This window comes from Streptomyces sp. NPDC001219, assembly GCF_053597915.1.
Genome location: NZ_JBSFJF010000017.1, coordinates 1 through 26,959 on the forward strand (window position 1 = coordinate 1; position 26,959 = coordinate 26,959).

At 70.8% G+C, this 26,959-nt stretch carries 24 protein-coding genes and 2 pseudogenes; 17 read left to right on the forward strand and 9 right to left on the reverse strand.

Annotated features, from left to right (window positions below; translation table 11 throughout):
- Window positions 1–160 precede the first annotated feature (160 nt).
- Window positions 161–301 (reverse strand): annotated as a pseudogene (locus ACWC9R_RS13505) (transposase); the annotation flags it as partial.
- Window positions 302–367: 66 nt separating this feature from the next.
- Window positions 368–1,810, reverse strand: coding sequence for an FG-GAP-like repeat-containing protein (locus ACWC9R_RS13510; protein ID WP_450731293.1), 1,443 nt, complete (start codon window positions 1,808–1,810; stop codon window positions 368–370).
- Window positions 1,811–3,108: 1,298 nt separating this feature from the next.
- On the opposite strand from ACWC9R_RS13510, the gene ACWC9R_RS13515 reads away from it, so the two are divergent.
- The 7 genes from ACWC9R_RS13515 (at window position 3,109) to ACWC9R_RS13545 (ending at window position 9,665) form a co-directional block, all read left to right on the forward strand.
- Window positions 3,109–3,684 (forward strand): VanZ family protein, encoded by a 576-nt coding sequence (locus ACWC9R_RS13515; RefSeq protein ID WP_450731294.1) that lies wholly within the window; start codon window positions 3,109–3,111, stop codon window positions 3,682–3,684.
- A 110-nt stretch (window positions 3,685–3,794) separates the two neighbouring features.
- Entirely contained in the window at window positions 3,795–3,935 is a 141-nt protein-coding gene (locus ACWC9R_RS13520) for a tryptophan-rich sensory protein (protein WP_450731295.1), read from the forward strand.
- Between the two features lie 995 nt (window positions 3,936–4,930).
- Entirely contained in the window at window positions 4,931–5,695 is a 765-nt protein-coding gene (locus ACWC9R_RS13525; protein ID WP_450731297.1) for an MHYT domain-containing protein, read from the forward strand.
- A gap of 33 nt (window positions 5,696–5,728) precedes the next feature.
- Complete coding sequence (locus ACWC9R_RS13530) at window positions 5,729–8,302, forward strand: nitrate- and nitrite sensing domain-containing protein (protein ID WP_450731299.1); 2,574 nt, start codon at window positions 5,729–5,731, stop codon at window positions 8,300–8,302.
- Window positions 8,299–8,706: a roadblock/LC7 domain-containing protein gene (locus ACWC9R_RS13535; RefSeq protein WP_450731301.1), complete on the forward strand. Its 408-nt coding sequence runs from the start codon at window positions 8,299–8,301 to the stop codon at window positions 8,704–8,706. Before ACWC9R_RS13530 ends, ACWC9R_RS13535 begins: the two co-directional genes overlap by 4 nt.
- Before the next feature lie 10 nt (window positions 8,707–8,716).
- Window positions 8,717–9,091, forward strand: coding sequence for a DUF742 domain-containing protein (locus tag ACWC9R_RS13540; RefSeq protein WP_450731303.1), 375 nt, complete (start codon window positions 8,717–8,719; stop codon window positions 9,089–9,091).
- Window positions 9,072–9,665 (forward strand): GTP-binding protein, encoded by a 594-nt coding sequence (locus ACWC9R_RS13545; RefSeq protein WP_450731304.1) that lies wholly within the window; start codon window positions 9,072–9,074, stop codon window positions 9,663–9,665. The genes ACWC9R_RS13540 and ACWC9R_RS13545 overlap by 20 nt, the downstream gene beginning before the upstream one ends.
- On the opposite strand, the gene ACWC9R_RS13550 is transcribed toward ACWC9R_RS13545, so the two are convergent.
- The 6 genes and pseudogenes from ACWC9R_RS13550 to ACWC9R_RS13575 all read right to left on the reverse strand — a co-directional run bounded on the left by ACWC9R_RS13550 (window position 9,626) and on the right by ACWC9R_RS13575 (window position 15,845).
- Complete coding sequence (locus ACWC9R_RS13550) at window positions 9,626–10,780, reverse strand: NAD(P)-binding domain-containing protein (protein WP_450731306.1); 1,155 nt, start codon at window positions 10,778–10,780, stop codon at window positions 9,626–9,628. The genes ACWC9R_RS13545 and ACWC9R_RS13550 overlap by 40 nt on opposite strands.
- A 234-nt stretch (window positions 10,781–11,014) precedes the next feature.
- Window positions 11,015–12,220 carry an LLM class flavin-dependent oxidoreductase gene (locus ACWC9R_RS13555; protein ID WP_450731308.1) on the reverse strand — a complete coding sequence of 402 codons (1,206 nt, stop codon included), beginning with the start codon at window positions 12,218–12,220 and terminating at the stop codon, window positions 11,015–11,017.
- A 1-nt stretch (window position 12,221) separates the two neighbouring features.
- Complete coding sequence (locus tag ACWC9R_RS13560) at window positions 12,222–13,265, reverse strand: ABC transporter substrate-binding protein (protein WP_450731309.1); 1,044 nt, start codon at window positions 13,263–13,265, stop codon at window positions 12,222–12,224.
- Between the two features lie 378 nt (window positions 13,266–13,643).
- Window positions 13,644–14,411, reverse strand: a pseudogene (locus tag ACWC9R_RS13565) (ABC transporter ATP-binding protein); the annotation flags it as partial.
- Window positions 14,384–15,343: an ABC transporter permease gene (locus ACWC9R_RS13570; RefSeq protein ID WP_450731311.1), complete on the reverse strand. Its 960-nt coding sequence runs from the start codon at window positions 15,341–15,343 to the stop codon at window positions 14,384–14,386. The gene ACWC9R_RS13570 and the pseudogene ACWC9R_RS13565, both read right to left, overlap by 28 nt.
- 412 nt (window positions 15,344–15,755) lie before the next feature.
- Window positions 15,756–15,845: a putative leader peptide gene (locus tag ACWC9R_RS13575; RefSeq protein WP_362608349.1), complete on the reverse strand. Its 90-nt coding sequence runs from the start codon at window positions 15,843–15,845 to the stop codon at window positions 15,756–15,758.
- 145 nt (window positions 15,846–15,990) lie between these two features.
- On the opposite strand from ACWC9R_RS13575, the gene ACWC9R_RS13580 reads away from it, so the two are divergent.
- The 5 genes from ACWC9R_RS13580 (at window position 15,991) to ACWC9R_RS13600 (ending at window position 19,992) form a co-directional block, all read left to right on the forward strand.
- On the forward strand, window positions 15,991–16,413 hold the full coding sequence (locus tag ACWC9R_RS13580) for a YjbQ family protein (RefSeq protein WP_450731313.1): 423 nt from the start codon (window positions 15,991–15,993) through the stop codon (window positions 16,411–16,413).
- Window positions 16,414–17,047: 634 nt separating this feature from the next.
- Complete coding sequence (locus ACWC9R_RS13585; RefSeq protein ID WP_450731315.1) at window positions 17,048–18,541, forward strand: molybdopterin-dependent oxidoreductase; 1,494 nt, start codon at window positions 17,048–17,050, stop codon at window positions 18,539–18,541.
- Entirely contained in the window at window positions 18,538–19,056 is a 519-nt protein-coding gene (locus ACWC9R_RS13590; protein WP_450731316.1) for a DUF4153 domain-containing protein, read from the forward strand. Before ACWC9R_RS13585 ends, ACWC9R_RS13590 begins: the two co-directional genes overlap by 4 nt.
- A 43-nt stretch (window positions 19,057–19,099) precedes the next feature.
- Window positions 19,100–19,282, forward strand: a complete 183-nt coding sequence (locus ACWC9R_RS13595) for a hypothetical protein (RefSeq protein ID WP_450731318.1) — start codon at window positions 19,100–19,102, stop codon at window positions 19,280–19,282.
- Window positions 19,279–19,992 carry a methyltransferase domain-containing protein gene (locus ACWC9R_RS13600; protein ID WP_450731320.1) on the forward strand — a complete coding sequence of 238 codons (714 nt, stop codon included), beginning with the start codon at window positions 19,279–19,281 and terminating at the stop codon, window positions 19,990–19,992. The genes ACWC9R_RS13595 and ACWC9R_RS13600 overlap by 4 nt, the downstream gene beginning before the upstream one ends.
- A gap of 70 nt (window positions 19,993–20,062) precedes the next feature.
- On the opposite strand, the gene ACWC9R_RS13605 is transcribed toward ACWC9R_RS13600, so the two are convergent.
- Window positions 20,063–21,430: a hypothetical protein gene (locus tag ACWC9R_RS13605; RefSeq protein WP_450731321.1), complete on the reverse strand. Its 1,368-nt coding sequence runs from the start codon at window positions 21,428–21,430 to the stop codon at window positions 20,063–20,065.
- 369 nt (window positions 21,431–21,799) lie between these two features.
- Between ACWC9R_RS13605 and ACWC9R_RS13610 the strand changes: the two genes are divergently transcribed.
- The 5 genes from ACWC9R_RS13610 (at window position 21,800) to ACWC9R_RS13630 (ending at window position 26,900) form a co-directional block, all read left to right on the forward strand.
- Complete coding sequence (locus ACWC9R_RS13610) at window positions 21,800–22,852, forward strand: NAD-dependent epimerase/dehydratase family protein (protein ID WP_450731323.1); 1,053 nt, start codon at window positions 21,800–21,802, stop codon at window positions 22,850–22,852.
- A gap of 163 nt (window positions 22,853–23,015) precedes the next feature.
- Window positions 23,016–23,744, forward strand: a complete 729-nt coding sequence (locus ACWC9R_RS13615) for a glycosyltransferase family 2 protein (protein WP_450731325.1) — start codon at window positions 23,016–23,018, stop codon at window positions 23,742–23,744.
- Window positions 23,741–24,385 (forward strand): TIGR04282 family arsenosugar biosynthesis glycosyltransferase, encoded by a 645-nt coding sequence (locus ACWC9R_RS13620; RefSeq protein ID WP_450731327.1) that lies wholly within the window; start codon window positions 23,741–23,743, stop codon window positions 24,383–24,385. The genes ACWC9R_RS13615 and ACWC9R_RS13620 overlap by 4 nt, the downstream gene beginning before the upstream one ends.
- Before the next feature lie 211 nt (window positions 24,386–24,596).
- The gene (locus ACWC9R_RS13625; protein ID WP_450731329.1) at window positions 24,597–26,174 is read left to right on the forward strand and encodes a molybdopterin-dependent oxidoreductase; all 1,578 of its coding nucleotides are present in this window, start codon (window positions 24,597–24,599) and stop codon (window positions 26,172–26,174) included.
- A 63-nt stretch (window positions 26,175–26,237) separates the two neighbouring features.
- Window positions 26,238–26,900 (forward strand): fasciclin domain-containing protein, encoded by a 663-nt coding sequence (locus ACWC9R_RS13630; protein WP_450731330.1) that lies wholly within the window; start codon window positions 26,238–26,240, stop codon window positions 26,898–26,900.
- The last annotated feature ends 59 nt before the right edge of the window (window positions 26,901–26,959 follow it).

Sequence of the window (26,959 nt, forward strand, 5' to 3'; positions counted from 1 at the left end):
GCCCGTTGCGCATCGGTCACCGACAACGGCGGAATCTTCGGACCCGGACGACTCATACCCAACCAACGACGAATCTCTGACTCAGGTCACTAGGACTTGTCCGGGCGATCAAGCCATGGACCGTCTTCCACGGGCCGAGCCGTTCGGGCAGGTCACGTCACCGCACACCGGTTCGCACCCGGTGGAGAACCCCGTCGATCACCTGCCGGTGATCCCGCCACCGTCCACAACGCCGGTTAATGACCGGTGGGAACGGCCGCAGCCGTTCCCACTCGGCATCTGTCAGATCACCCCGCCCCATGCCGGCAACGACGAGTCCACCAGCGGGCAGGCACGTGATCTGCCGATCAGGCTCCGGTGTGCGGGCCTACTTCGCCGGGTTCGTCAGCTCCGTGCCGAAGCGGCCCTTCGTCGCCGGGGAACCCAGGTCACTCGGGTCGATGAGTGACGAGCCCTTGGCGCTCAGCCCGCCGGTGCCTGCATACAGCAGGGCCGCCGCGCCGACGCCCTTGGTGCGGTTCGGGATGCCCACGGCCAGGTCCGCCTTGCCGTCACCGTTGTAGTCGGCCGGCGAGACGGACGTACCGAACTTGTCGTTGCCCTCCATGGAGCCGGGGACGCCCTCGGTGTCGAGCGAGAAGGTCTGCGCCCCCTCGTCGGTCAGCCAGTTCGCGGTGCCCTTGAGCACGTTGATGGCACCGGCGTTGTTATAGCCCCCGGGCGCCTCGGCGCCGGTGTTGCTGACCACCAGGTCGTCGTGGCCGTCGCCGTCGAAGTCGGCGAGCCGGATTGCCTCGCCCTCCTGTGCCTTGCCCTTCCAGTCCACCGGCTTGTCGGAGTCGAGCCCGTCGGCGGTGCCGGGGTAGGTGCGCAGCTTCTGCTCTTGCGGACCGTCCGAGAAGCCGGTGTCCGTGACGACGTCCTCCTTCCCGTCGCCGTTGATGTCGCCGACCACGGGGCGGTACTGCGCGAACGGCAGCGGGATGTTCTTGCCCAGCGGCGTGCTCTTCAGGCCCCCGGATGAGCCGGGCAGCACGCCGAGCGTGCCCTCGTCGGAGGGCGAGTCCTCGGAGGCGACGGTGACGAGATCGGCGTAGCCGTCCCCGTTGATGTCGCCGGAGGCCAGGTGCTCGACGCTGACCCCGCCGCCGGGCGGGGTGACGCTGGTCATCTTCGGGGTCGTGGTCTGCCGCAGGTTCTTCGCACCCTTGACGAGCTGTACCTTCGCGCCGTCGGAGATGGCGAGGTCGCTGAGGCCGTCCTTGTTGTGGTCGCCCACGGCTATCTGGTCGCCGAAGTGCGCGTTGGCGGCGACCTTTGGCGCGTGGAAGGCGATGGCGTCGCCGGACAGGCCGCTCTTGGCGCCGAAGACGATCGTGACGGAACCGGCCTGCGCAGTGCTGCCGATGGCCTCGTTGTTCGCGGCGACGACCAGGTCGGCGTAACCGTCCCCGTCCACGTCACCACGCACCACGGTCGAGCCGAAGCCGTCCTTGGCCTCCGGGGTGCCGGGCACGCCCGCGCTGGCCTGCGTCAGCGTGCTGTGCCGCTTGGTGTCGACACCACCCTTGGCGCCGTAGGTCACGCCCACGTAGCCCGCCTTGGACTTCCCTGAGACGGTGCCCTCGGGCGCTCCCACGCCGAGGTCGGCGTGGCCGTCGCCGTCGAGGTCGCCCTGGGTGATCTTGCTCCGCTGGGCAGCACTCGTGGAGGGCTGGTCCTGGCCCTGCCCGTTGCCGTCCGCCGACGCTGCCATGGCGCCGCCGGCCGCGGCCGCGACCAAGGCGGCGCCCAGAGCGCCTGCCACCATGCTCCTGGTTCGGTTGGGCACAAATCCTCCATTGGGTAACACATCGGTCGCCCCTCGGGTCCGTCCCCCTGAGCCGTGGGCTTGGTGGGACGGAAGGGGTGTTGCACAGAGACAGAGAGAAACGAGAGCGAGAAGGTTGCAGAGTGAACGGAAAATGACGCGGTCCAACACATTCGCGCAGTGCACGGCAACTCTGCTCCGGGGCACCGCACTTGGCGCCTACCGTCCGCCCGTCGATTCGCTCCTTCATGCCGCACAGCGAGGGGCCGACCAGCGTTCCGGTGCTGCTCAACCGCCGTCCCGGTGACCGGTCTTCGGTGGATGCGGTACGAGTCGTGCCCACTCACCGTTCGTCAGACCGCCCCGTCCTGGGCGCCCGCACCGCCGCCGACATGCCTGCGGACAGCCCCCGGCTCCACGCCAACACGCAGTCAGGCAGTGGCGATCCGCCACAATCAGCAAACCTGTGACCTGGTCTGCGCGGGCTCGTACGGCGGATTCTCGCTACTGGAGCGCCATGCAGTATGATCATGACGCAACTTCGGTCCTCGGGCCGGAAACGCGCGTCTGTGGTCCAAGGAAAGACGTCCACCAGCCGGTGGGAGATGCAGGTGCAAGGCCTGCCGGGCGCTCTGCCAAAGGGGCTCTTCCTCGTATGGGGAAGAGCCCCTTTACCTTCACGTCTCGCCAGTCCGGTTGGACGCTCTCCTGCCCCACCAGCGTGGAGTTCGGGCGATCCCCGCGGCCTCGGCGAGCAGGAGCGCGCTCAAGCGCACACACTCCCAAGCAGGAACGTCCTCCGTTGGCGCGGGAAACACGGACCTACGCTGAGCGCGCTCGGCTGACCGCCCAGGCCAAGACCGAGGCCCGCAGCCCGCGCATGCGCCGAGGTGTGAGGGTGCCTGACCGGTGAACTCGCTGGGGGAGTAGTGGTGCATCGACAGTGGAGGTGTGGTGGTAAACGAGCGGCCCCGGCTACTTTCGATGGGCGCCCTAACCCTCCGCACCACGCGCCAGACGTCCCCACCCTCGGTGGGGGCTACAAACGGTGGCCGAAAAACTGATGGTCATGGCCCTGGACCTGGAGAGATGAGATCTTCGTGAACTCGGGGGAGCTCAGGTCGGTGCACAGTCAGTTGCACCGACCTGTCGGAGCGCTGCTCGGCGCCCCCGTTCGGAAGGCAAGGCCTATGTCACGAAGCGGCGCTGCCCCTGATCTGCTCGTAGGCTGAGCACCCCTTGCCGCGAAGCGCTCAGCTCTTGCACGCCACGCGGCGTTGCATCAACAGGGAAGACCCATGTGGCAAGTCGTTCTGTACATCAGCCCCGTCACCGTCACGCTGTTCATGGCGGCGATGGCCGGGCTGTCGGGTGCCGGGGCATGGTGGTATCAGCGCGAGAACGGGGGGCGAGCGCTACGGGCTGCACGGGTTCTGCTGGTGGCGTGGGCAACGCTCGTGCTACTCGCCACCCTCATGCCGACCCAGCCGTTGGGCACAGGAGGCCACGACATCTCGTGGATTCCGGGTGAGGGCATGTGGGAGGCGAGCGGCAGCAACGGCGGCCTGTTCCCGGAAGAGAAGGACATGATCTTCCGTCTCCAGATCGCCAACGCAGCCATGTTCGTCCCGCTGGCCTCGCTGCTCGCCTTCGCCATCCAGCGCCGATCGGTCCTCGTCGTGACAGGCGTCTGCCTGCTCACCAGCGTGCTGATCGAGACGGTGCAGTTCATCATGGCCGCCGGCCGGACCGTGGACGTCGACGACGTACTCTTCAACACCCTCGGCGCCGCCCTGGGTGCGCTGGCCGCCACCGTGTCGCTCCGCCTGGCCGAGCGACCAGGGCCGGCTGCAGCCACGGCATCCATCACGTAACCTCACTGGGCCCGGCAGCTCTATGGGGACCGTCCGCAGGCTCACCGACCGGTCACGGTCGTCGACGTGCCGTACCTGCCTGGGAGCGTGCTCTGCCAGCCGCCACTGTCGTGCTGGACGTGAGCAACGCTGAGCTGGTCCGCCGCATGGCACGTATCGATGCCGCTGCCGCCGCGGGCCTTGTGTCCTACGCGGCCTGGTGCACATTCGCGACCTTCCTCAACACCGCCATTGCCCGGCGCAACCCCTGACCTCAAGCCGACCCGGAAGGGGTTGAGGTGGACAGGCGAGCCTCAAGGCGCCTGCGGGAGCCGGACCGGTACCACGAACCCCGACGGCATAGGCGCCGCAGCAGGTGCTCTTGGCGGCTGAGGGTGCGTGTGATCCCCGTGGCGATGGTGGTGGCGAGAACCCAGTCGACGGCGATCAGCAGGTAGGACATCCACTGGTGTCTGCCGGTGAGTGCGAAGGCGCTTCTCCTGGTACGTGGCCGCGCTGCGCCTGGTGTCGTTCCTCGTCTGTCTGACGCTGCCGGAGACGGCCCGGCAGGAGCTGGACGAGTAGGCCCGCCGGACACGAAGGCGCCGCCCGCCCCGGGACGGGGGCGGGCGGCGCCTTGGGGGGTGGGACCTGTCAGACCAGCCAACCCACGATGTGCAGGATGTTGGCCAGCAGGTCGGTGAGGATGTTCATGGGGATTCGTCTCCTTGAAGTTGCGGGACTCAACTCTCCGGACCAGCAAGGGATTTCGACCGGAGGCGCGGTAACGGTCTGCAGCACGTCGCTTGCGCCCCGTCATCATGGCTCGTCGCTCGGAGTCAATTGAAGGCCCTCCCTCTTCGATCATGCATACCGGCGAACCTGCGCTCCCGGGCGCAGGTGTTCGCATCCTGTGGAGTCTTCGCATCGCCCCATATGACGCTCCTGCCGGCCTTTGCGAGGGCATGGCAGAGCTTGTGCGGGCAATGGTGGTCGCACCGTGCGTGACCTTTCTCATTGCCGCCCCCATTGCCGGAATGAGCCGGGCGGTATTCGCCCGTAATTGACGCGCAATCAGAAGTCCCGACCGCCCGGGCAAGGGTGGACATATACCCGGAAACGAGTTCACCGAACTCGCCGGTAATGAAACGGTGCGTCAAGAACTCCGCATTCCTCTCGGAATCTCTCGGTCCCGGTGTCCGAGTTTCACAAGACGATCACGTGTTAGCGTCCGTCGCCGCGAACCGAAAACGCGAAAGGAAACTCCGTGGGCCACCTCCACCACTTCAGCGCGGGCTGGATATCTCCGGTCCTCGCCTATGCCATGGCATGCGTGGGATCTGCCCTCGGGCTGCGCTGCACCGTCCGCGCACGAGCCGCCGAAGGCCGCTCGCGCCGCAATTGGCTGCTGACCGCCTCCGTCGCCATCGGCTCCGGTATCTGGACAATGCACTTCATCGCCATGCTCGGATTCGGGGTCACCGGCAGCCCGGTCCATTACGACGTCCCGCTGACCGTGCTCAGCCTGCTGATCGCCATGCTGGTCGTCGGCGCCGGTGTCTTCACCGTCGGCTACGGCGCCGCCGGGCCGCGCTCGCTGCTGCTCGGCGGCCTGGGCACCGGTGTCGGTGTGGCCGCCATGCACTACCTGGGCATGGCGGCGATGCGTCTGCACGGGCACGTCGGCTTCGACCCGGGGCTGGTCGCGCTCTCGGTGGTCATCGCCGCCGGCGCCGCCACCGCAGCCCTGTGGGCCGCGCTCCATGTGCGCGGCGCGGTCGGCGCGGCCCTCGCCTCCCTCGTCATGGGGCTCGCCGTCAGCAGCATGCACTACACCGGAATGGCTGCCGTACGGATTGAATTGACGCCCAGCCGCGCGCCGTTGACCGGTGTCACCGCAATGGAATTCATCTTTCCGCTGGCCGTCGCACTCGGTTCATTTCTCTTCCTCACGGCGGCCTTTGTCGCATTGTCCCCGACCGCCCGCGAGCGCGCCGCGGCCGCCTCCGCCGATTCACTGCCCGAGCACTGAACTCCCCGCCTCGTCCGACCCGTTGAGGAATTCATGCACAGACGACAGACCCCGGACCATTCCGGGCCCGCAGAGGAGGCCCGGCCGCCCGGAAACGGCCGCCCCCGGCACGCGCTGCCCACGGTCGCCAAGTCCACGAAATCCACCACGGATTACCGCGTCCGCCTGATGCCCCGATCGGTGCGCGCGAAGATCGTCGCGCTGCTCATGGTCCCCGTGGTGTCCCTCATCGCCCTCTGGGCGTTCGCCACCGTCACCACCGCGCGGAATGTCTCCGACCTCCAGCGGCTCAAGGCCGTCAACGCCACCCTCGTCGCACCGGCCGGGGACTTCGTCGCCGCCGTCCAGGAAGAGCGCGGCGCCGCGGCACGCGCCGTCGCCGCCCCCGACCCCGGACGTCAGCAGACGCTGCGGGAACGGCAGCGGGCCACCGATGCCGCCGCGGCCGCCCTCCGGGACGGCATCGTCGCCGGCAGCGCCGACGCGGAGACGGCCGACGACCGGCTGCCCGGCCGTGTCGACCGGCTGCTCCACGACGTCGACGGGCTGGCCGCGCTGCGCGGACGCGTCGACCGCCACAAGCCCGACCTGGACCGGGTGATCGCCGACTACACCCGCGTCGTCGAGGACGGCTTCGCCACCTTCGGTGCGCTGACCGGGCGGGAGAAGACGGCGGTCACCTCGGAGACGCGGGTCGTCCTGGAACTCTCCCGGGCCCGCGAGGCGCTCGCCCGCGAGGACGCCGTCCTCGGTGCCGCCCAGCTCTCCGGCCGGATGTCACCGGGGCAGTTCGACGCGTTCACCGGTGCGGTGCACACCCAGCGCGCCCTGTTCACCGCCGCGGTGGACGATCTGCGGCCCCGGGACGCCACGGCCTACCACCGGATTCTGGACGGCACGGCATTCCGCGCACTGCGCACCGCCGAGGACGCCGTACGGGACGCCGGTGCGGGCACCCCGGCCGCCACCGCCGTCAGCGCCGTGCGCTGGACCGACGCCAGCGACACCGTGCTGCACGACCTGCGCACCGCACAGCGGGCCGCGAGCACCGGGGCGGCCCGGGACGCCGACCCGATGTCCGCGGACAGCCTCGGCGGACCCGGCATCGCCGTCGTCCTGGGCCTGGCCGGTGTGCTGCTCTCCCTGCTCATCTCGGTCAAGATCGGCCGTCGGCTGGTCGTCGAGCTGGAGGAGCTGCGCAACTCCGCGCTGCGGGTGGCCCGCCGGGACCTGCCCGCCGCCATGCGTCGACTGCACGCGGGCAAGAAGGTGGACATCGACGCCGTCGCACCGCTCGGCGACCGCGGCACCGGCCGCGACGAGGTCGGGCAGGTCGGCGACGCCCTGGTCGCGGTGCACCGCGCCGCGCTCCAGGCGGCGGCCGGCCGGGCCGAGGCGCTCAGCGGAATCTCCGGTGTCTACGTGAGCCTCGCACGCCGCAGCCAGCTGCTGTTGCACCGCCAGCTCGCCCTGCTGGACACCATGGAACGCCGCACCGAGGACCCGGTGGAACTGGAGGACCTGTTCCGCCTCGACCACCTCACCACCCGGATGCGGCGGCACGCCGAGAGCCTGATCATCCTCTCCGGCGCCGCGCCCGGCCGGGGCTGGCGCCACCCCGTGCCGCTGCTGGACGTGGTGCGCGCGGCGGTCGCCGAGGTGGAGGACTTCCAGCGGGTCGAGGTACAGGCCCTCGCCGAGGCCCGGCTGGCCGGCGGCGCGGTCGCCGACCTCACTCATCTGCTGGCCGAACTCGTCGAGAACGCGGTGATGTTCTCGCCCCCGCAGACCACGGTGCGGGTGCGCGCCGAACGGGTCGGCGCCGGTATCGCCGTGGAGATCCACGACCGCGGCCTCGGGATGCGCAAGGAGGCGCTCGACGAGGCCAACCGCCGTGTCCAGGACGCCGAGGAGGTCGACCTGCTGGACACCGAACAGCTCGGCCTCTTCGTCGTCAACCGGCTCGCCCACCGCCGGGGCGTCAAGGTGTCCCTGCAGCCTTCGGCGTACGGCGGCATCACGGCGGTGGTGCTGGTGCCCGACGCCCTGCTCGCCGCGGCGGCGGACGGGGAACAGCCGGACGCGCGGGGTGCCGGGCCGGCACCGGAGGGTGGCTCGCTCTTCCACCGGCGGCGGACCGCCGCCCAGCGTGCGCCGCTGGCCGTGGCACCCCGCCGGGAGGCACTCCCGCCCGCCCCGGCCGACACCGCGGCGGATCGGCCCGCGCCCGACACCCCGGCGGAGCGGCCCGCGGCCGCGCCCGGCGCACCCGCCGACGCCGCCCAGCCGTCCGTCGCCGCAGCGGAGTCGGACACCGTCCTGCCCCGCCGGGTGCGCCAGGCCAGCCTCGCCCCCGAGCTGCGGGACAGCCCGGAGCAGCGGCCCGAGTGGGTGCCGCGCACCGAGGGCACGCCCGCACCGCGGCGCTCCCCGGAACAGGCCCGCGCCACCATGGCGTCGCTGCGCGCCGGCTGGGCGCGCGGCCGCGGGGACGCCTCTCCGCCGCCGCACCCGCGGCCGGAGCCACGGCACCGACCGCAGCCGCAGGGCCCGCGGCCACCGCACGGAGCGAACGACAATCCGTCCCGAGGAGAAGAAACACCATGACCGGCGATCAGCAGCTTTCCGGCGAACTCAACTGGCTTCTCGACGACCTGGTCTCCCGCGTGCCGGCGATCCGGTCCGCCGTGGTGCTGTCCGGCGACGGGCTGGCCGTCGGTACGTCCAGCGGACCGACCCGTGACGACAGCGAGCGCTTCGCGGCGATCGCCTCCGGCTTCCACAGCCTCGCCAAGGGCGCGGGCCGGCACTTCGCGGCGGGCCAGGTCATCCAGACCATGGTCGAGCTGGAGGGCGGCTTCCTCTTCGTGGTGGCGGCCGGCGACGGCTCGTGCCTGTCGGTGTTCGGCGACGCCGAGGCCGATATCGGCCTGGTCGCCTACGAGATGGCCCGGCTCGTCAAGCGGGTCGGCGCACACCTCGGCACCCCCGTGCGCGCCGGATCGGAGTGACCGGCCGCCCATGACCGACTCCACCCCGCGCTGGTACGACGACGAGGCGGGGCCGATGGTCCGGCTCTACGCGATGACCGCCGGGCGGGCCCGGCCGAGCAGTGCGGCCTTCGAGCTGATGGCCGTGGTGCGGGCCGAGCCCCGGCCGGACGAGCCGCCCACGCTGTCGCCCGAGCAGCAGACGATGTACACGCTGTGCCGCGAACGCCCCCGCCCGGTCGCCGAGGTCGCCTCCGACTCCGGGCTGCCCCTGGGGGTGGTCCGGGTGCTGCTCAGCGACCTCCTGGCCGAGGGGCTGATCCGCGTCAGCCGCCCCGTACCGCCCGCCCAGTTGCCCGACGCGCACATACTCAGGGAAGTGATCGATGGACTCCGCGCGCTCTGACTCCTTCATGGCCCTCAAGATCCTGGTGGCCGGAGGGTTCGGCGTGGGCAAGACGACCCTCGTCGGCTCGGTCAGCGAGATCCGCCCGCTCAACACGGAGGAACGGCTGACCGAGGCCGGGCGTCCCGTCGACCGGCTCGACGGGGTCCAGCAGAAGACCACGACGACCGTGGCCATGGACTTCGGACGGATCACCCTCCACGACGACCTGGCGCTGTATCTGTTCGGCACGCCGGGACAGGACCGGTTCTGGTTCCTGTGGGACGAGCTGGCGCAGGGCGCGCTCGGCGCGGTGGTGCTCGCCGACACCCGGCGGCTCGCCGACAGCTTCGCGGCCATCGACTACTTCGAGCACCGCGGCATCCCGTTCGTCGTCGCCGTCAACTGCTTCGACGGCGTCCGCGCCCACCGGTCCCAGGAGGTGGCACGGGCCCTGGACCTCGACCCGGCGACGCCGGTGCTGCTGTGCGACGCCCGGGAGCGCGCGTCCTGCAAGGAGGTGCTGATCGGTCTGGTCGAGCACGCGGCCTCCGCCTACGAGGCGAGGCTCCCCGTCAACTCCGGTTCCGTATAAGCCGGTTGCTGGTCCTTCTCCAGCAGTCCGCGGATGCCGACGGCCGCCGCACGGCCCGCACGGTTGGCGCCGATGGTGCTGGCCGACGGCCCGTAACCGACGAGGTGCACCCGCGCGTCACGGAGCGTGCGGGTGCCGTCCATCCGGATGCCGCCGCCCGCTTCGCGCAGCCGCAGCGGGGCGAGGTGGTCGAGGGCGGCGCGAAAGCCCGTCGCGTAGAGGACCACGTCGGCCTCGACCGTGCGGCCGTCGTCCCAGGCCGCGCCGGTGGGCGTGAGGCGGTCGAAGAGCGGCAGCCGCGCCAGCACACCGCTCTCCCGGCCCCGCCGGACCGCCTCGGTCATCGGCAGCCCGGTCACGCTCACCACGCTCCGGGGCGGCAGCCCCTGCCGGACCTGCTCCGCCACCAGGGCGACCGCGGCCCGGCCCTGCTCCTCGCCGAACGGGCCTTCGCGGAACGCCGGCGGCCGGCGCGTCACCCAGGTCGTGGCGGCCGCGACCGGCGCGATCTCCAGCAGCTGTTGTACGGCCGAGGTCCCGCCGCCGACCACCACGACCCGCGCCCCACGGAAGGCCTCCGGCCCCCGGTACCGCGCACTGTGCAGCTGCCGGCCGCCGAAGATCTCCTGCCCGGGGAACCGCGGCCAGAACGGCCGGTCCCAGGTCCCGGTCGCGTTGATCAGCGCCCGCGCCGCATAGTTCCCCTCCGACGTCTCGACCAGCAGCCGCCCGCGCCCAGGGGCCCCGCCCGGCTCCGTCCACGCGGGCTCACCGCCCTCGCGCACCGCCGTCACGCTCACCGGCCGGTGCACCCGCAGCCCGAAGGTCCGCTCATAGCTGTCGAAGTACGCGCCGATCACCTCGGACGACGGCTGCCGCGGATCGGCGCCGGTCAGCTCCATGCCCGGCAGTGCGTGCATCCCGTGCACCTTGTCGTACGTCAGCGTCGGCCACCGGAACTGCCAGGCACCACCCGGGCGAGGGGAGTGATCGAGCACCACGAAGTCCCGGTCCGGCCGGTAGCCGACCCGCCGCAGATGAAAGGCGGCAGCCAGCCCGGCCTGCCCGGCACCGACCACCACGACCTCGACTTCACGCACCCCGCTGTAGTTCATGTTTCTACTAACCGGGGGAGGGGGCCAGGTCTTCCCGCTGGGGAGGGGCTTTCCGGGGGCGGGCTCGGATGGGGGCTTCGTTGGCTGGTTCGGCCTGGGCGTTTGCCGGTGGCTCGGTCGGCCGGGCCGTGCGCGGGGCTTCGGGCCTGGGGGCGCCGAGGCGGGACTGCCCCTCAGTGGTCGGGCGCCGTGTGCCGCCCGGCCACCGTGCCCCGCCCGGTCACCGCCCGGCGCTCAGCGCCCGCCGGCGATCAGCAGCGGTGCCCCACCCGGCGCGGACGCGGGCCGGCCGTTGGCCGCCGGTACGCCCGCCAGGGGAGCGGGTCCCGCATCCAGCAGCCCCCGGGCGGCCAGCTCCGGCCGTACGCCCTCGCCGAACCAGTACGCCTCCTCCAGATGCGGATAGCCGGAGAGCACGAAGTGCTCGACGCCCAGGGAGTGGTACTCCTCGATCCGGTCGGCCACCTCCGCATGGCTGCCGACCAGCGCGGTGCCCGCACCGCCCCGCACCAGACCCACCCCCGCCCACAGGTTGGGCGAGATCTCCAGTTTGTCGCGCGAACCGCCGTGCAGCGCCAGCATCCGCTGCTGCCCCACCGACTCGCTCTTGCCCAGCGCCTGCTGCGCGGCCGCCACCGTCTCCGGATCGAGGTCGTCCAGCAGCCGCCCGGCGGTCGCCCAGGCCTCCTTCGACGAGTCACGCGAAATCGTGTGCAGCCGGATGCCGAACCGGACCGTACGCCCCTCCTTCTCCGCCAGCCCGCGAATCCAGTCGATCTTCTGCTTGACCTCCTCGGGCGGCTCGCCCCAGGTCAGGTACACATCGACGTTCCGGGCGGCGACCGGCCCGGCGGCCGCGGACGAGCCGCCGAAGAAGATCTGCGGCAGCGGGTCCGGCGGCAGCGCGGTCAGACCGCCCTCGACCTGGTAGTGCTCGCCCTGGAAGTCGAACGGTCGACCGCCCCAGACACCCCGCACGATCTGCAGGAACTCATCGGTACGGGCATACCGCCGGTCATGGTCCAGATGATCGCCGAACCGCTTCTGCTCGGTCGAGTCACCGCCGGTCACCACGTTCAGCAGCAGCCGTCCGCGGGAGATCCGCTGATACGTCGCGGCCATCTGCGCCGCCAGCACCGGCGAGATCACCCCCGGCCGGAACGCGACCAGGAACTTCAGCCGCTCGGTGACCTGGGTGAGCGCCACCGTCGTCAGCCAGGCGTCCTCGCACCAGGTACCGGTCGGCGTGAGTACCGCCTCGAACCCCAACTGCTCGGCGGCCTTGGCTATTTGGGCCAGATACTCGATGTCCGGGGCCCGGACCCCGCTCACCGGGGTGATGCGGTCACGCCGAATCCCGCCGTCGGTGTAGGCGTGCCGGTCGACGAGGGTCCGCCCGTCGCCCCCGGTCGGCAGGAACCAATGCAGGTGTACGGACATCTCAGTGGGCCTTTCCATAGGTACGCGGCGCCGTGCTCGAAGGCGGCAGGTCACCGTTGAAACGGGGGTCGACGAACGACCCGAAGTCGTAGGAGCGGGGGATCAGCTTCAGCGCCGCGAACGAGTCGACGATCTGCTGCTCGGAGGCGATGGCGGCCTTGTCCACGGCCACCGCGACCGCCGTCCCCCGGGTGCGCCGGACCGCGTCCAGCGCCACCTTCTCGGGCAGTCCGGTCTCCTTCGCCCAGGCCTTGGCCCAGGCCTCGGGGTGCTTGAACACCCAGTCCTGCGCCCGCCGCAGCCGGTCGGTGTAGTCCTTGAGTGCCGCCGACTTCTTCTTGTCGTCCAGCGCGGCCGGAGCGGCAACCTGGAAGCTCAGCCCGTTGACGACCCCCTGGCCGGTGGTCAGCACCCGTGCGTCGGCCTGATCCAGGGCCTGCGAGGTGTACGGGTCCCACACCGCCCAGGCATCCACCTTCCCCCGGGTGAACGCGGCGAGCGCATCGGCGGGCTGGAGGTAGTTGAGTGTGACGTCCTTCGGCGACAGCCCGGCCTTCTTCAGCGAGGCGATGAGCTGGTAGTGCGCGGAACTGCCCTGGGCCACGGCGATCGACTTGCCCTTGAGCTGCGCCGGCCGCTTGAGCGGGGAGCCCTTCTTCACCAGGACCGTCTCACCGTCCGACCGGCTGTGGGTCCCGGCGACGATCTTGATCTTCGACTTCGCCGCGGCGGCGAACACCGGCGGGGTGTTGCCGACCGCGCCGACATCCACCGCCCCGGCGTTGATGCCCTCCAGCAGCGGCGGCCCCGAGGTGAAGGTCGACCACTTGATCTTGTACGGAAGGTCGTCCAGCTCCCCGGCGGCCCGCAGCAGCGCCTCCGAACCGCCTTTCTGATCCCCGACGTTGAGGGTCAGCGAACCCTTCCCGTCGGTCCCGCTCCCGGTCCCGCCGGCGCCCTCCGCCCGCGACGCACCACCGCACGCGGCCAGCAGCAGCGTGAACGGAAGCAGCAGGACGGCTGGGGCGATATGACGTGCTCTCATGGGGTGTCCGTTTCGTTCTCTGCGTGGTGCGTTGATCGGTGTGCTTGTGTCGAGGGGGGAGGAGGGAGACGGGGGATGGGGGAGGGGTAGGGCGGCGGGCTGATTCCGGCTGATCAGGTAGCGGCGGCGGGGGCGTCGTCAGTCGGGGCGGTTGTTATCCGGGGCGGCGGGCGCATGCGCTGGGGTCGCTGAGTTGTCCGGGGCCGCTGCGTCATCCAGAGCCACCGAGTCGTCCGGAGCCCCCGCGTCATCCGGGCCCGCCGCATCGCTCGGGCCCGCCGAGCCATTCGGGGCTGCCGCGTCCTCCAGGGCCACCGCACGCTCCGGGACAGTCGCCTCGTCCTGGGCCACCAGCTCATCCGGCCCGCCCGGTACGTCCTCCACGGCGCCCTCCACGCCGAGCCGGTCGAGCAGGCGGGCGCGCAGCGCACCGAACCGCGGATCGGAGATTTCACGCGGCCGCGGCAGATCCACCGGCGTCTCGTACGCGATCCGCCCGCCCGCCATCACCAGCGCCCGGTCGGCGAGCAGCAGGGCCTCCTCCACGTCATGGGTGACCAGCAGCACCGCGCAGCCCCGCTCCCGCCACAGCTCGGCGACCAGGCGCTGGGCCTTGATCCGGGTCAGCGCGTCGAGGGCACCGAAGGGTTCGTCGAGCAGCAGCAGATCCGGCTCCCGGACCAGCGCACGGGCGAGCGAAGCCCGCTGCGCCTCACCACCGGACAGCGTCTTGGGCCAGGCGTCCGCCCGATGCCCCAGCCCCACCTCGTCCAACGCCCTTTTCGCGGCCGCGCGTTCCGGCCGTCCCCGCAGCCCCAGCAGCACATTCCGCCAGACCCGCTTCCACGGCATCAGCCGTGGCGCCTGGAACGCCACCGCCTTACGGCGCGGCACCAGCACCTCACCCTCGATCTCCCGGTCGAGCCCGGCCAGCACCCGCAGCAGGGTCGACTTACCGCAGCCACTCCGCCCGAGCAGTGCCACGAACTCACCGGGCTGGACGGTCAGTTGCAGGTCATCGATGACCGCACGGCCACCGAAGGCACGCACCAGCCCCGCCACCCGCACGGCGGCACCGGGAGACGAGGGCCGCGCGTCCTCCTCGGGTGCGAGGTCGGTCACTGACCCGTGAACGTCGGTCGCCATTGCAGCAGCAGCCTTTCGAGGGTACGGACGAGGAAGTCGGCGAGGAGCCCGAGAATCGCGTAGACCACCAGGCACACCACGATCACGTCGGTGCGGAAGAACTCCCTGGCCTGGTTCATCAGAAAGCCGAGGCCGTCATCGGCGTTGACCTGCTCACCGAAGACCAGCGCGAGCCAGGCGGTGGCCAGCGAGTAGCGCAGCCCGGTCATGGCACCCGGCAACGCACCCGGCAGCACCACATGCCGGACCAGCCCCCACCGGCTCAGCCCGAGCGAGGTCCCGGCCTCCACCAACTGGGCGTCCACGCCCCGGATTCCGGCATAGACATTCAGATACAGATGGAAGGCCACCCCCAGCGAGATCAGCGCGATCTTGGGCGCCTCGCCGATCCCCAGCCAGATGATGAAGAGCGGGATCACACCCACCCACGGGACCGAACGCAGCATCTGCACGGTGGCATCGACAAGATCCTCACCGAGCCGCGAAAGTCCGGAGGCGAGCGCCAGCACCACACCGGTCACCCCGCCCAACAACAGCCCGACCGCGACCCGTTGGAGCGACACCAGCATGGCCGACGGCAGCGTCCCGTCCGAGACCAGATCCCCGGCGGTGGCCGCGATGGTGCCCGGCGACGCCAGAATGTCCTCCTCCAGCGCACCACTCGCACTGAGCACCTGCCACAACACCAGCAGCGCAACGGGCCCCACCGTCCGCCGCAACCACCGAGGCACCGCCCACCGCCGCCCCAGGACCGGAACGACCCGCTCAAGCTCCGGCCCGTCACGACGGGAGGCGTCCACCTCACGGGAGCCGTCCGCCTCGCGGGGAGCGTCCACGGCCCCCGCCTCCCCACCCTTGGCGAGCGACGACCGCCCTGTTTCAGCGGCTGTATCGGGAGGCGCATGGCCACGCACGGCCTGGTCGAGAGTCATAGGTGCTCCAGGGAGACGAACCGAGGGAGGGGGAGAGCGAGGAAGAGGAAGAGGAAGAGAACGGCACAAGTGAAGGAGACAGCGGGCCACACATCAGAAACACGCACACGCCCCCGCACCACAAACAGCAGCGAAGCCACCACCAGCAACCGGGCACCAGCAACCGGGAACCGACAACCGGGAGCCTGCTACCGGGAACCGGCAACCGGGCACCAGCAACTGGCAATCAGCCGACTCCGACAAGACCGGCGGCACATGACGGACTACCGGCGGCGGCAACCAGCAAAATGCCACCAACGCGAAACCGAGGCCCGAAACCAACAACGGGAAAGCGGGAGGGCGAGTCGCCTTAAACCGACAGCCTCAGAGCGGACACGACCCAGGCCGGCCTCAACGCGTCAACAGAAAGAAATCAGCAACGGCCGCCGCGGCGACACGCGGCAGAGGCCACCCGCACCAGGTCGATGTGACCGCGCGTGGTGAGCAGGGCTGATGTAGACATGCCGCTGAACGTAGCGGTGCGCTCCGAGAAGGGTCAAACACCATCTCGGCTGGTGGACCTTCGTTTCCGGACCATTGCGGCCGCATTGCCGACGAGACCCACGGGGGTGCGGACGAGGGCGGACCAGCCATACGAAAATGAACGCATGAGCACCGCATTCACCACCCGCGCCCTCGACGTCACCACCGGCTCGACGGAAACCGTCGCCGACCTCACCGCCGACTGCGCCGCCTTCCTCCGCGAGGCAGCAGACGGCCGCGACGGCCTGCTGAACATCTTCGTCCCCCACGCCACGGCCGGCATCGCCGTCCTGGAAACCGGCGCCGGCAGCGACGAAGACCTCCTTGCCGCCCTCCACGACCTCCTCCCCGCCGACAACCGCTGGCGCCACCGCCACGGCACCCCAGGCCACGGCCGCGACCACGTCCTCCCCGCCCTCGTCCCACCCCACGCCACCCTCCCGGTCATCGCCGGCCACCTGGCCCTGGGCACCTGGCAGTCCATCTGCCTCGTCGACACCAATATCGACAATGTCAACCGTCAGGTCCGACTGAGTTTCCTGGGCTGACTTTCCTGCCTCGCGAGGAGCAACTTTGTCTGCTGGTGGTGCAAGGCTCCCCTACTGGGGGCTGGGCGGTGTCGGGCTACGGGTTGCGCGCCTTCTGTTTCGGTGGCGTTCCGCTCTTCCGGCCAGGACCTCACCACCGCGGGCGACCTACACCGAGATGGCCTCCTGCTTCGCCGAACCCGTCCTTCTGGGCCTGGCCGTCCTGGCGATCCGCAACCGTGTCAAACGCTGACCACCGGTCACCGCGACAGCGGACATCAGGTGGTCGCTGATGGTCTGCGGGGGAGTGCCAGCTGACATGAGTGACGAATGACCATGTCATTCTCACGCCGACTGCTGGATCGGACGCGGCACGCGCCTCTTGCGGCGCCAGCAGACCCGTCAGCACCGCCGAGGTGACCACCTATGTCCGGTCGGTGCACCGACCGATGTGCGACCCGGTGGGGGCATCGGCGGCAAGCCGAGGGGCCTGGCAGGGGCCGAGACCAATCGCTGATCACACTCGGGTGCTTCTGCGCGTAGGGAGTCCGTCTGGGCGGGGGTGAGGTCGGCGTGGGGCCGAAAGGGTTCCGTAATGTGCGGCAAAGGGCGAATTGCGCATCGAGCTGCATACGGTGGGTTCTGGGCGGCGATCATGTCGCACCGGCACCGTGAGGGGATCGATGTGGAGGGTAGCGACCGCGATGGCGAGCCTCGTCGTGCCAGGCCGCAGCGACAGCCTGACAAGGCGGCCGACAGCAGCCCGCCACCCCGAGGGAGTTCCGCGCATCGACGGGCCGCCGGCGCTTCCCCCCTCACCGAAAAGGCTGCCAAGCCCCGTCCCGGTCGGCGTCGGCGCCTCGCCGCGCTGCTGGACACTCCGCCGCCGGGCCCCACGCGGCCGGGCTTCTGGCGCAGTCCGTTGCGGGGGCCGTGGCTGACGTCGGTGTTCGGGCTGATCCTGCTGGTCGGCATCACCGTGCTGTTCGTGACCGGACTGCTGTCCTACGCCGCGTACAACCCGAACCTGGCACCGGGCAACGACAAGACGCCGGGGAAGGGCTGGCTCGGCTTCTACCTGTTCTCCTGGCCGACCAGCCCGTACTGGCTCTACCGCCTCACCCAGGGAATCCACGTGACGCTGGGCGTGGTGCTGATCCCGATCCTGCTGGCGAAGCTCTGGTCGGTCGTCCCCAAGCTGTTCACCTGGCCGCCGGTGCGTTCACTGAGCCATGCACTGGAGCGGCTCTCGTTGCTGCTCCTCGTGGGCGGGGTGCTGTTCGAATTCGTCACCGGTGTGCTCAACATCCAGCTCCACTACATCTTCCCCGGGTCCTTCTACACCCTGCACTTCTACGGCGCCTGGGTCTTCATCGGCGCCTTCGTCGTCCACGTCGCCTTCCGGATTCCCACTATGGCAAGGGCGCTGCGAAGCCATCGCTTTCGCAGCGTCCTGCGTACCCCCGCCGCACGCACGACGCCCGAAGCGGCGGATGACACCGGCCTGGTGACGCCCCACCCCGCGCCGCCCACGATGTCGCGGCGGGGCGCACTCGGCCTGGTGGGCGCCGGCTCGCTGGCACTGCTCGTCGTGACGGCCGGGCAGAGCATCGGCGGGGCCCTGCGCAAGACCGCGCTGCTGGCACCGCACGGGCAGGAGCCAGGAAAGGGCCCCAATGGCTTTCAGATCAACAAGACCGCGGCGGAGGTGGGTATCCGGGCCCGCGACATCGGGCCCGACTGGCGCCTGGTCGTACGCGGCCCCGGCCGGGAGCGGATCTTCACCCGCGCGCAGGTGCTGGCGCTGCCGCAGCACACGGCAGCCCTGCCGATCGCCTGCGTGGAGGGCTGGTCCACCGACGACCAGCACTGGAGCGGGGTACGGCTGTCCGACCTGGCAGCCCTGGTCGGACAGCGGCAGAGCCCTCCCGGCGTCTTCGTCGAGTCCGCCCAGCGCGGTGGAGCCTTCAGCTCCACCCACCTGCGCGACAACCAGGTGCGTGACCCCAGGTCACTGCTCGCCCTGCGGGTCAACGGCGCGGACCTCTCCCCGGACCACGGCTATCCGGCGCGGATCATCGTCCCGGCCAACCCCGGTGTGCACAACACCAAATGGGTCACTCGCCTCACCTTCGGAGCAGCACAGTGAAGGGCTTCCGCACCCGCTACGGCGCCTCCCCGCTGCACCTCTTGCTCGTGCTGTGTTCCTTCGCGCTCGCCGTCTATGCGGGACTCCGGTTGCTGAACGGAGACACGCTCGGCGTCGTCCTCTGGTTCGTGGGCGCCGCGCTCCTGCACGACTTGGTGTTTCTCCCCCTCTACACCGTCACCGACCGAGTGGTGCAGTGCGTCTTCCGGCGCGGAAGGGACACGACGGACCGCTCGCACTCGCTGACAGGCCGGATCAACTACATCCGTGTGCCCGTCTTCGTGGCCCTCCTGCTGCTCCTCGTCTGGTATCCGCTCATCCTGAACCGGGTCCCGGGCTTCACCTCGTACACCGGCCTGCCGGCCGACGTGTTCTGGGGCCGCTGGCTGCTCATCTCGGCTGCCCTCTTCGCAGCCTCCGCAGTGTGTTTGCTGGTCGCCATGTGGCGTGCGCGTTCGCCCCGGCCACGAGCGCACGAAGCCCCTCCGAAGGCGCCCGGCCGACACCAGGCGTAACCAAGGCCGCCAGTTCCGAGAAAGGGCCGGCAGGGAAATCCCGATGCCCCGCGCACCTGAACGAACCACACCGGCCGTCCTGGCCAGGCAATCCGCCCCGGGCTTCCGGGTCGTCGGCCTGACCGAACCCGACCCCAGCCTGCTGTGGGACGTCCCGATGCCCACGGATACCACCGGCGCCACCCAGTGCGATCGGCTCCGCAACGCGAAGGCACCTGCCCCGTGAGCACCGAAGAGCATGCGCCGGAGCAGCCGCTGGGCCCCGGCCCTCGGTACGAGGACCCGTATGCGCACGCATTGCAGGACGGCCGCGGCCCCCTCTACATGCGGCGTATGGACGGTGGAGTTCTGTCGTCAGAGGTGGACCGCTGGTGTGCCGCTCCGGACCCTGCCGACATGAGCGTCCTGCGACGGTGCAAGGGGGCGGTCCTCGATATCGGCTGTGGACCGGGGCGCTTGGTCAGTGCCCTCCGGGCGCTCGGCCACCTCGTGCTCGGCATCGACATCAACCGTGCCGCCGTCGCGCGGACCGCCGACACCGGAGGCGCGGCGCTGTGCCGATCCGTCTTCGAGCGGCTTCCCGGTGAGGGGCTCTGGAATACGGCGCTGCTCATGGACGGCAACATCGGGATCGGCGGCGACCCGCCGGCCTTGCTGGAGCGCATCGGGAGCCTGGTGACTCCTCGTGGAAGCCTGTTGCTGGTGGAGGCGGCCGCTGAGGACGTCGACGAACGGTTGCGTGTGCGGTTCGATGACGGCCGTGGCCGCCTTGGAATGCCCTTCCCGTGGGCCCGCGTCGGCGTTGCCGCGCTGCGTCGCACGGCAGCGGTGACCGGGTGGCGGCCGGGCGAACACTGGTCGGTCGGCGACCGCCACTTCCTCGAACTGAAGCGGTCGGCCGGCTCTCCCCCGGCACACACGCGACGTCAAGGCTGAGGGAAGGTGCAGCAGCGGGCACTGCGTTGCTGGATGGCGGCTCCCGGTCCGGCCCCAGGCCGTGCAGCCGTCACCAGCCGGTCAGCAACAGATGGTTGACGAGGAGGGCGAGGACGGCCTGGGCGGCCAGCCACCCGGCATGAGCCCGGCGTGGCAGCAGCGCGCAGGCGGGGAGCAGCCAGACCGCGAAGGTCAGCCAGATCCGTTCGGTCTCTGCCTTGCTCATTCCGGACAGATCCGCGAGCAGCGTCATGCACAACGCCGCGGCGACCAGCACCGACAGCGCACCACGCCCGGCCGGTGACCTACGCCGCATCCCCCGCACGGCTGCCCGCAGAGGTCCCGCGGCTCGGCACAGCCCCGCGACCGTGGCCAGGCCCACTGTCAGCACCTGAGCGGCCAGGTTGGCCCAGACGAAGTAGCCGTACGGGCGGACCTTGGCGGCGCCCTGGTAGTAGCGCTCGACGAGGGCCGTGTAGCCGTCGAGCCACCAGAACCCGGCGGCGGTGAAGGCCGCCACCCACGGCAGCACTCCCAGGATCACAAACGGAAGGGGGCGCGCCGACCGGGCGAGAAGGAGCACGGCGGCACCGAGCACGACCAGCACCGTCAGGCCGTAGGAGAGGTACCAGGCAAGCCCCATCAGCAGACCGGCACCCACAGCCGCGAGGCCGGGCCTGCGCGTGGTGCGGGTGGCCGCCAGCGCGAGCAGCGCCACCGCACAGGAAGAGACACCGGCGAAATAACCGTCGGCACTGACACCGATCCACACCGCCGCCGGGGCCAGTACCAGGAACGGGGCCGCTCGCCGGGCCAGTTGCTCACCACACAGCGCCCGCACGGTCACCACGACCGCGGCCGCGAACGACGACCCGACGGTGATGCACCAGGCTGCCGCCCAGGCGCCACCGCTCAACCCGATACGGTCCAGGCCGACGAACGTCAGCAGTGCGCCGGGCGGGTGGCCGGCCACATGCGCCGGCCAGATGTGGGGCGAGCCGACCAGGATGTGGTTCGTGAAATCCCGCAGGAAAGCGGGCACATCGTGCACGCCGTTCACCGACTGCAGGTACTCCAGACTGCTGGTCAGCCGCTCGGCGATGCCGCGCCCCCAACCGTCCACGAGCGCCAGCGACCACGTCCATGCCATGGCCGCGCCCCAGACAGCCGGCACCAGCGCCCGCCACGACAGGCGCCGCGCAGTCGGCGGGCCGTAGACCACCACCAGCGCGGCGACGGCGAGAGCCGCCGGCGTCCCCGGGCCGACATGCGGCAGCCACCACGCATACAGCGGCGGCCACCCCAGCCGCAGAATCCCCTCCGAACCGTAAACGGTCCTGTTGAGGAGTCGTCCGATGACCACCGCCAGCGCGAACAGCACGACCGCGGCCACCACCGCCCACACATCGCGTCGGCACTCCCGCTTCTGCGCACTCATCGTTACCGCGTCACCATGAGCCGGGAAGGCTGACCGTTCGCTGACCTTACGGTTCGACACAGCGGATCACATCGTTCGCGGTATGGGCGGCTCGGTCCGGCCGGCGGTGTTCTGCTCATCGTGATGGCCCGGCGGCCGAGCCGGCGGCAGCGGCACGAGCGGTCGCCGACGACCACCCCGACAGCCGAACGGCCGCCGCGGTGAGAGCCGGTGGGCTTCAGCGGATCGCGGCCCGCGCGGGCTTCGGCCTGCTGACGGCCTGGGCCACACCACCCGGCGAGGCCCAGCCTGCGGCGGGAGGCTGACGCATTCCTGGTGTTCCGGCGCCGTTCCGCCGCCGGGCGGGCCCGTGGCCGTACGGTCGGTGGCATGTTGGTCCTGGTAACCGGAGGTGCGGGCTTCATCGGTTCGCACGTCGTCACCGCCCTCACCGGCGCCGGGCACGGTGTGCGCGTGCTCGACGCGCTGTTGCCTGCCGCGCACCGCACGTCCCCGCCGATCCCCGACGGGGTGGACTGGAGACATGCGGACGTCCGCGACCCGGAGGCCGTGGCCGAGACCCTGCGGGGGGTCGACGCCGTCTGCCACCAGGCGGCGATGGTCGGGCTCGGCAAGGACTTCGCCGACGCCCCCGCCTACGTGGGCTGCAACGACCTGGGCACCGCGGTGCTGCTGGCCGGTATGGCCGGGGCCAGGGTGCGGCGTCTGGTGCTGGCGAGTTCGATGGTGGTCTACGGAGAAGGGCGCTACGAGTGCCCGGAGCACGGTGTCGTCCGGCCGGGGCCGCGCACGGTGGCCGACTTGGAGGCAGGACGTTTCGAACCGCCCTGCCCGAGGTGCGGTGAGCCGCTCGCGCCCGGCCTGGTGGCCGAGGACGCCCCGCTTGATCCGCGCAACGTCTATGCCGCCACCAAGCTCGCGCAGGAGCACCTTGCCTTCGCGTGGGCGCGCGCCGTCGGCGGGCGGGTGGCCGCGTTGCGCTACCACAACGTGTACGGTCCCGGGATGCCGCGTGACACCCCGTACGCCGGTGTAGCCGCGCTGTTGCGGTCCGCGCTGGAGCGCGGTGAGGCACCGCGGGTGTTCGAGGACGGCGGCCAGCGGCGGGACTTCGTCCATGTCAGGGACGTGGCCCGGGCCAACCTCGCGGCCCTGGACGGTCTGCCCGGTCTGCCGGAGGGGACCACGCCGGCGTACAACGTCGGCAGCGGCGAGCCGCACACGGTAGGGGAGATGGCCGCCGTCCTGGCAGCGGCGCACGGCGGGCGGACGCCGGTCGTCACGGGGGAGTACCGGCTCGGCGACGTCCGCCACATCACCGCCTCCTCGCGCAGGCTGCGTGACGAACTGGGCTGGAAGCCGGAGGTCGCGTTCGCGGAGGGAATGGCGGAGTTCGCGACGGCCTCGCTGCGAGCCGGCTGACGACGAAGGGCCGGCCCCTTCCCGTACGGATTCACCGCCACCGACTCTGGCACCGATATGCGGCATTCCACATTCGGCATTCGGCGGAAGCATCAGAGGATGTCAGCGATCCGTGAGTTCCCTTCAGCTCCTATGTCTCCTTTGTCTCCGTAGGGTGAGTGGCATGACCGAGACATCCCCTTCTTCGGTTTCTCCCGTGGACGTGGTGCTGCCCTGCCTCGACGAGGCCGAGGCCCTGCCGTGGGTGCTGGGCCGAATCCCCTCGGGCTGGCGCGCGATCGTCGTCGACAACGGCTCCGTCGACAGCTCGGCGGACATCGCCCGCGCCCTCGGGGCGCATGTCGTCCACGAGCCGCGGCGCGGCTTCGGCGCCGCCTGCCACGCGGGCCTGACCGCCGCCACCGCTGACGTCGTCTGCTTCTGCGACTGCGACGCCTCCCTCGATCCCGCACTTCTGCCCGCTGTCGGCGGGCCCGTTCTCGACGGTTCCACCGACCTCGTACTGGGCCGCCGCAGGCCCGTGACACGCCGCGCCTGGCCACTGCACGCCCGTCTGGCCAACCTGGAACTGGCCCGTCTGATCCGCCGGCGTACCGGACTACGGCTGCACGACCTGGGCCCGATGCGCGCCGCCCGCCGCCAGGCCCTCCTCGCTCTGGACCTGACCGACCGACGCTCCGGCTACCCGCTCCAGATGGTGGTCCGCGCCGCTGACGCAGGCTGGCGGGTGGCGGAGACGGATGTGCCGTATCACCCCCGCACCGGCCGCTCGAAGGTCACCGGTACCTGGCGGGGCACCTGGCAGGCGGTACGGGATATGCGCGCCGTCCTCGCCGAGCGGCCCGTCACCGACCCGGTGTCCGCGGCGACCACCCCAGGAACCGGGCGATGAGCGCCCGGCTTATGGACACACTGCTGGTCATCGCCAAGGAACCGGTGCCGGGGCGGGTCAAGACGCGGCTCACCCCGCCCTACACGCCCCAGGAGGCGGCTGCTCTGGCCGAGGCAGCCCTTGCCGACACCCTGCACACGGTGCTCAGGGCCCGTGTCCGGCGTCGAGTCCTGGTTCTCGACGGTGTTCCCGGCCCCTGGCTGCCGTCCGGATTCGACATCGTGTCCCAGGGCGCCGGCGGCCTGGACGAGCGGATCGCGGCCGCCTTCGGCCACTGTGACCGTGGACCGGCCCTCCTGGTCGGGATGGACACCCCCCAACTGACCACGGACCTCCTTGCGTGGGTCGGCCGAGACGGCACGGATGCCTGGTTCGGGCCCGCCGCGGACGGCGGATTCTGGGCGCTGGGTTTCGCCGACCCGGCGCGCGCCGCAGCCCTGGTGCGCGGCGTGCCCATGTCCACCGACCGCACGGGGGCGATCCAGCGGCGCCGACTCGCCGAAGCGGGGCTGAGCGTGAGTGACCTGCCCGTGCTGCGTGATGTGGACACCGCGGCCGACGCCGCCGAGGTCGCCGCCTGCTGCCCTCCCGGCTCGCGCTTCACCACCACCCTGAACTCGCTGGCGGAGGCCGGGCGGTGAGCGGCACGGCAAGCGGTGACGACTCAGGCCCTTGCTGAGTCGGCAACGCAGACTGCGGCCCGCAGGTATCCGCAGACCATGGTGGTATGGCCTCGGGCGGGCTGTGGCGGCTGGCCGGCGGGGTTGTCATGGAGCGTCTCGTCTCGTCAGGTCTGGGAAATCTGTGGCGAAGTAGACCAATCCGCACGCGCGAGGGCTCCGAATCCCGGGCATGAGGACGCGACAGAGGACCCTTCTGCACGCGGCCCCGGGTGCGCTGAGCGGCCTGGTCGCCGGGTACGCGGCGCTTGCCGTGGCGGAGTTGGCCGCTGTCGCGGTCCGGCCGGAGGCCAGTCCGGTCACGGCGGTGGGCGGTGCGGCGATCGACCGTACGCCCTCGTGGGTCAAGGACTGGGCGATCCGGAACTTCGGGACCAACGACAAGCTGATCCTGCAACTGGGCATCCTCGTCGTGCTCGCGGTCTTCGCGATGGTGCTCGGGGTGCTGGCGCAGCGGCTGCGGAGGACGGCCTCGGCGGGCGTACTCCTCTTCGGGGCGGTGGGCGCCTGGGCGGCCACGGGACGTCCCGACTCGCCCGGGGTGCCGGATGCGGTCCCTTCTGTGGTGGGGGCCCTGGTCGCGGCGGCCGCGCTCTATCTGCTGGCCGGGTGCCCGGCTGCGTCCGGCCAGCCATGGAACGCGCCCTCGACGGCCTCTGGGATGGACCGCCGTGGCTTTGTCGTCGGTGTGGCCGGGGTGGCAGTGGCTTCCACCGGCATCGGGTTTCTCGGCTTGCGGCTGAATGCCGCCGGCGCCAAGCAGGCCGCGGCGTCCCGGGCCACGGTGACGCTTCCCCCGCCCGACTCGGCCGCGCCGAAGCTGCCGCGCGGAGTGGATCTCAAGCTGCCGGGGCTGAGCCCGTTCACCACGGCCAACCGCGACTTCTATCGCGTCGACACAGCACTGACCGTGCCGCGTGTGGACGTCGGTACGTGGAGGCTGCGCATCCACGGCGAGGGGGTCACCCGGCCGCTCACGGTTGACTTCCAGGAGCTGCTGGCCAGGCCGCTGATCGAACGTGACATCACCATGACCTGCGTGTCCAACGAGGTCGGTGGCTCCTACGTCGGGACCGCCCGCTGGCTCGGTGTCAGGCTCGCTCAGCTGCTGCGTGAGGCCGGCGTGCGGCCTCCGTCGAAGGGCGGCCCGGCCGATCAACTCCTTGCCCGCTCCGTCGACGGCATGACGATCGGCACCCCGGTCGAGACGGTCATGGACGGACGGGACGCCTTGCTGGCGGTCGGGATGAACGGTGAGCCGCTGCCCTTCGAGCACGGTTTCCCCGTCCGCATGCTCGTCCCCGGGCTGTTCGGCTATGTCTCTGCGTGCAAGTGGCTCCAGGACATCGAGCTGACCACGTTCGATGCGTACGACGCGTACTGGGTCAAGCGTGACTGGGCCGCCGAGGCGCCCATCAAGACGGAGTCCCGGATCGACACCCCGAAGCCGTTCGCGAGCCTCACAGCCGGCACGGTGGCCGTGGCCGGGGTCGCCTGGGCCCAGCACAAGGGCATCGACCGTGTCGAGGTCCGTGTCGACGGCGGTGACTGGCAGCGGGCCGAACTGGCTGCCGAGGGCCCGGTCGACACCTGGCGGCAGTGGTGGTGGCGGTGGCCTGCGAAGTCCGGCACCCACAGGCTCGAAGTCCGTGCCACCGACCGCACCGGCTACACCCAGACCGACAAGCGCGCCCGTCCCGTCCCCGACGGCGCCTCCGGCCGGCACTCGGTGGTGGTCACCGTGACCTGACATCCCCGCCACAGACCACGCGTACCTGAGACAGACAACATCCTCTACATCGGGAGAACTTCCGTGAACGCTCTGCGTATCCGCCGCACCGTCGTCGCCGTCACCGCCGCCGCTGTGCTGCCGGTCGCCCTGGCCGCCTGCTCCGGCGACAACCAAGCAGGGAACAAGGACAAGAACTCCGACGCGTCCTCGTCCTCGGCCAAGCCGTCCAAGGACAGTGGTGCCGCCGACGGCGGGATGAACACCATGGCCAAGCCGTTCGGGCCGGCCTGTTCCGCCGTGCCCAAGGACGGCAAGGGCAGCTTCGACGGTATGGCCAAGGACCCCGTCGCCACCGCTGCCTCCCACAACCCCGCGCTGTCCACCCTGGTCACCGCCGTCAAGAAGGCCGGTCTGGTCGACACCCTCAACAGCGCCAAGGACATCACCGTCTTCGCGCCGACCAACGACGCGTTCAACAAGATCCCCAAGGCTCAGCTGGACAAGGTCCTCGCCGACAAGGCCATGCTGACCAAGATCCTCACTGGCCACGTCGTCGGGCAGAAGGCCGCGCCCGAGCAGCTCGCCGACGGCTCCTTCGACACGCTGGCGAAGAGCAAGCTGACCACGGCCGGCTCCGGGGAGTCCTACACGGTCGACGACTCCGCCAAGGTCGTCTGCGGCAACGTCCAGACCGCCAACGCCACCGTCTACATCATCGACAGCGTCCTGCTGCCGAAGCAGTAGCCGGCACCCGCGTGGCCCGGGCACCCGGGCCACGGCGGTGGGCACCCGTTACCGGCGGG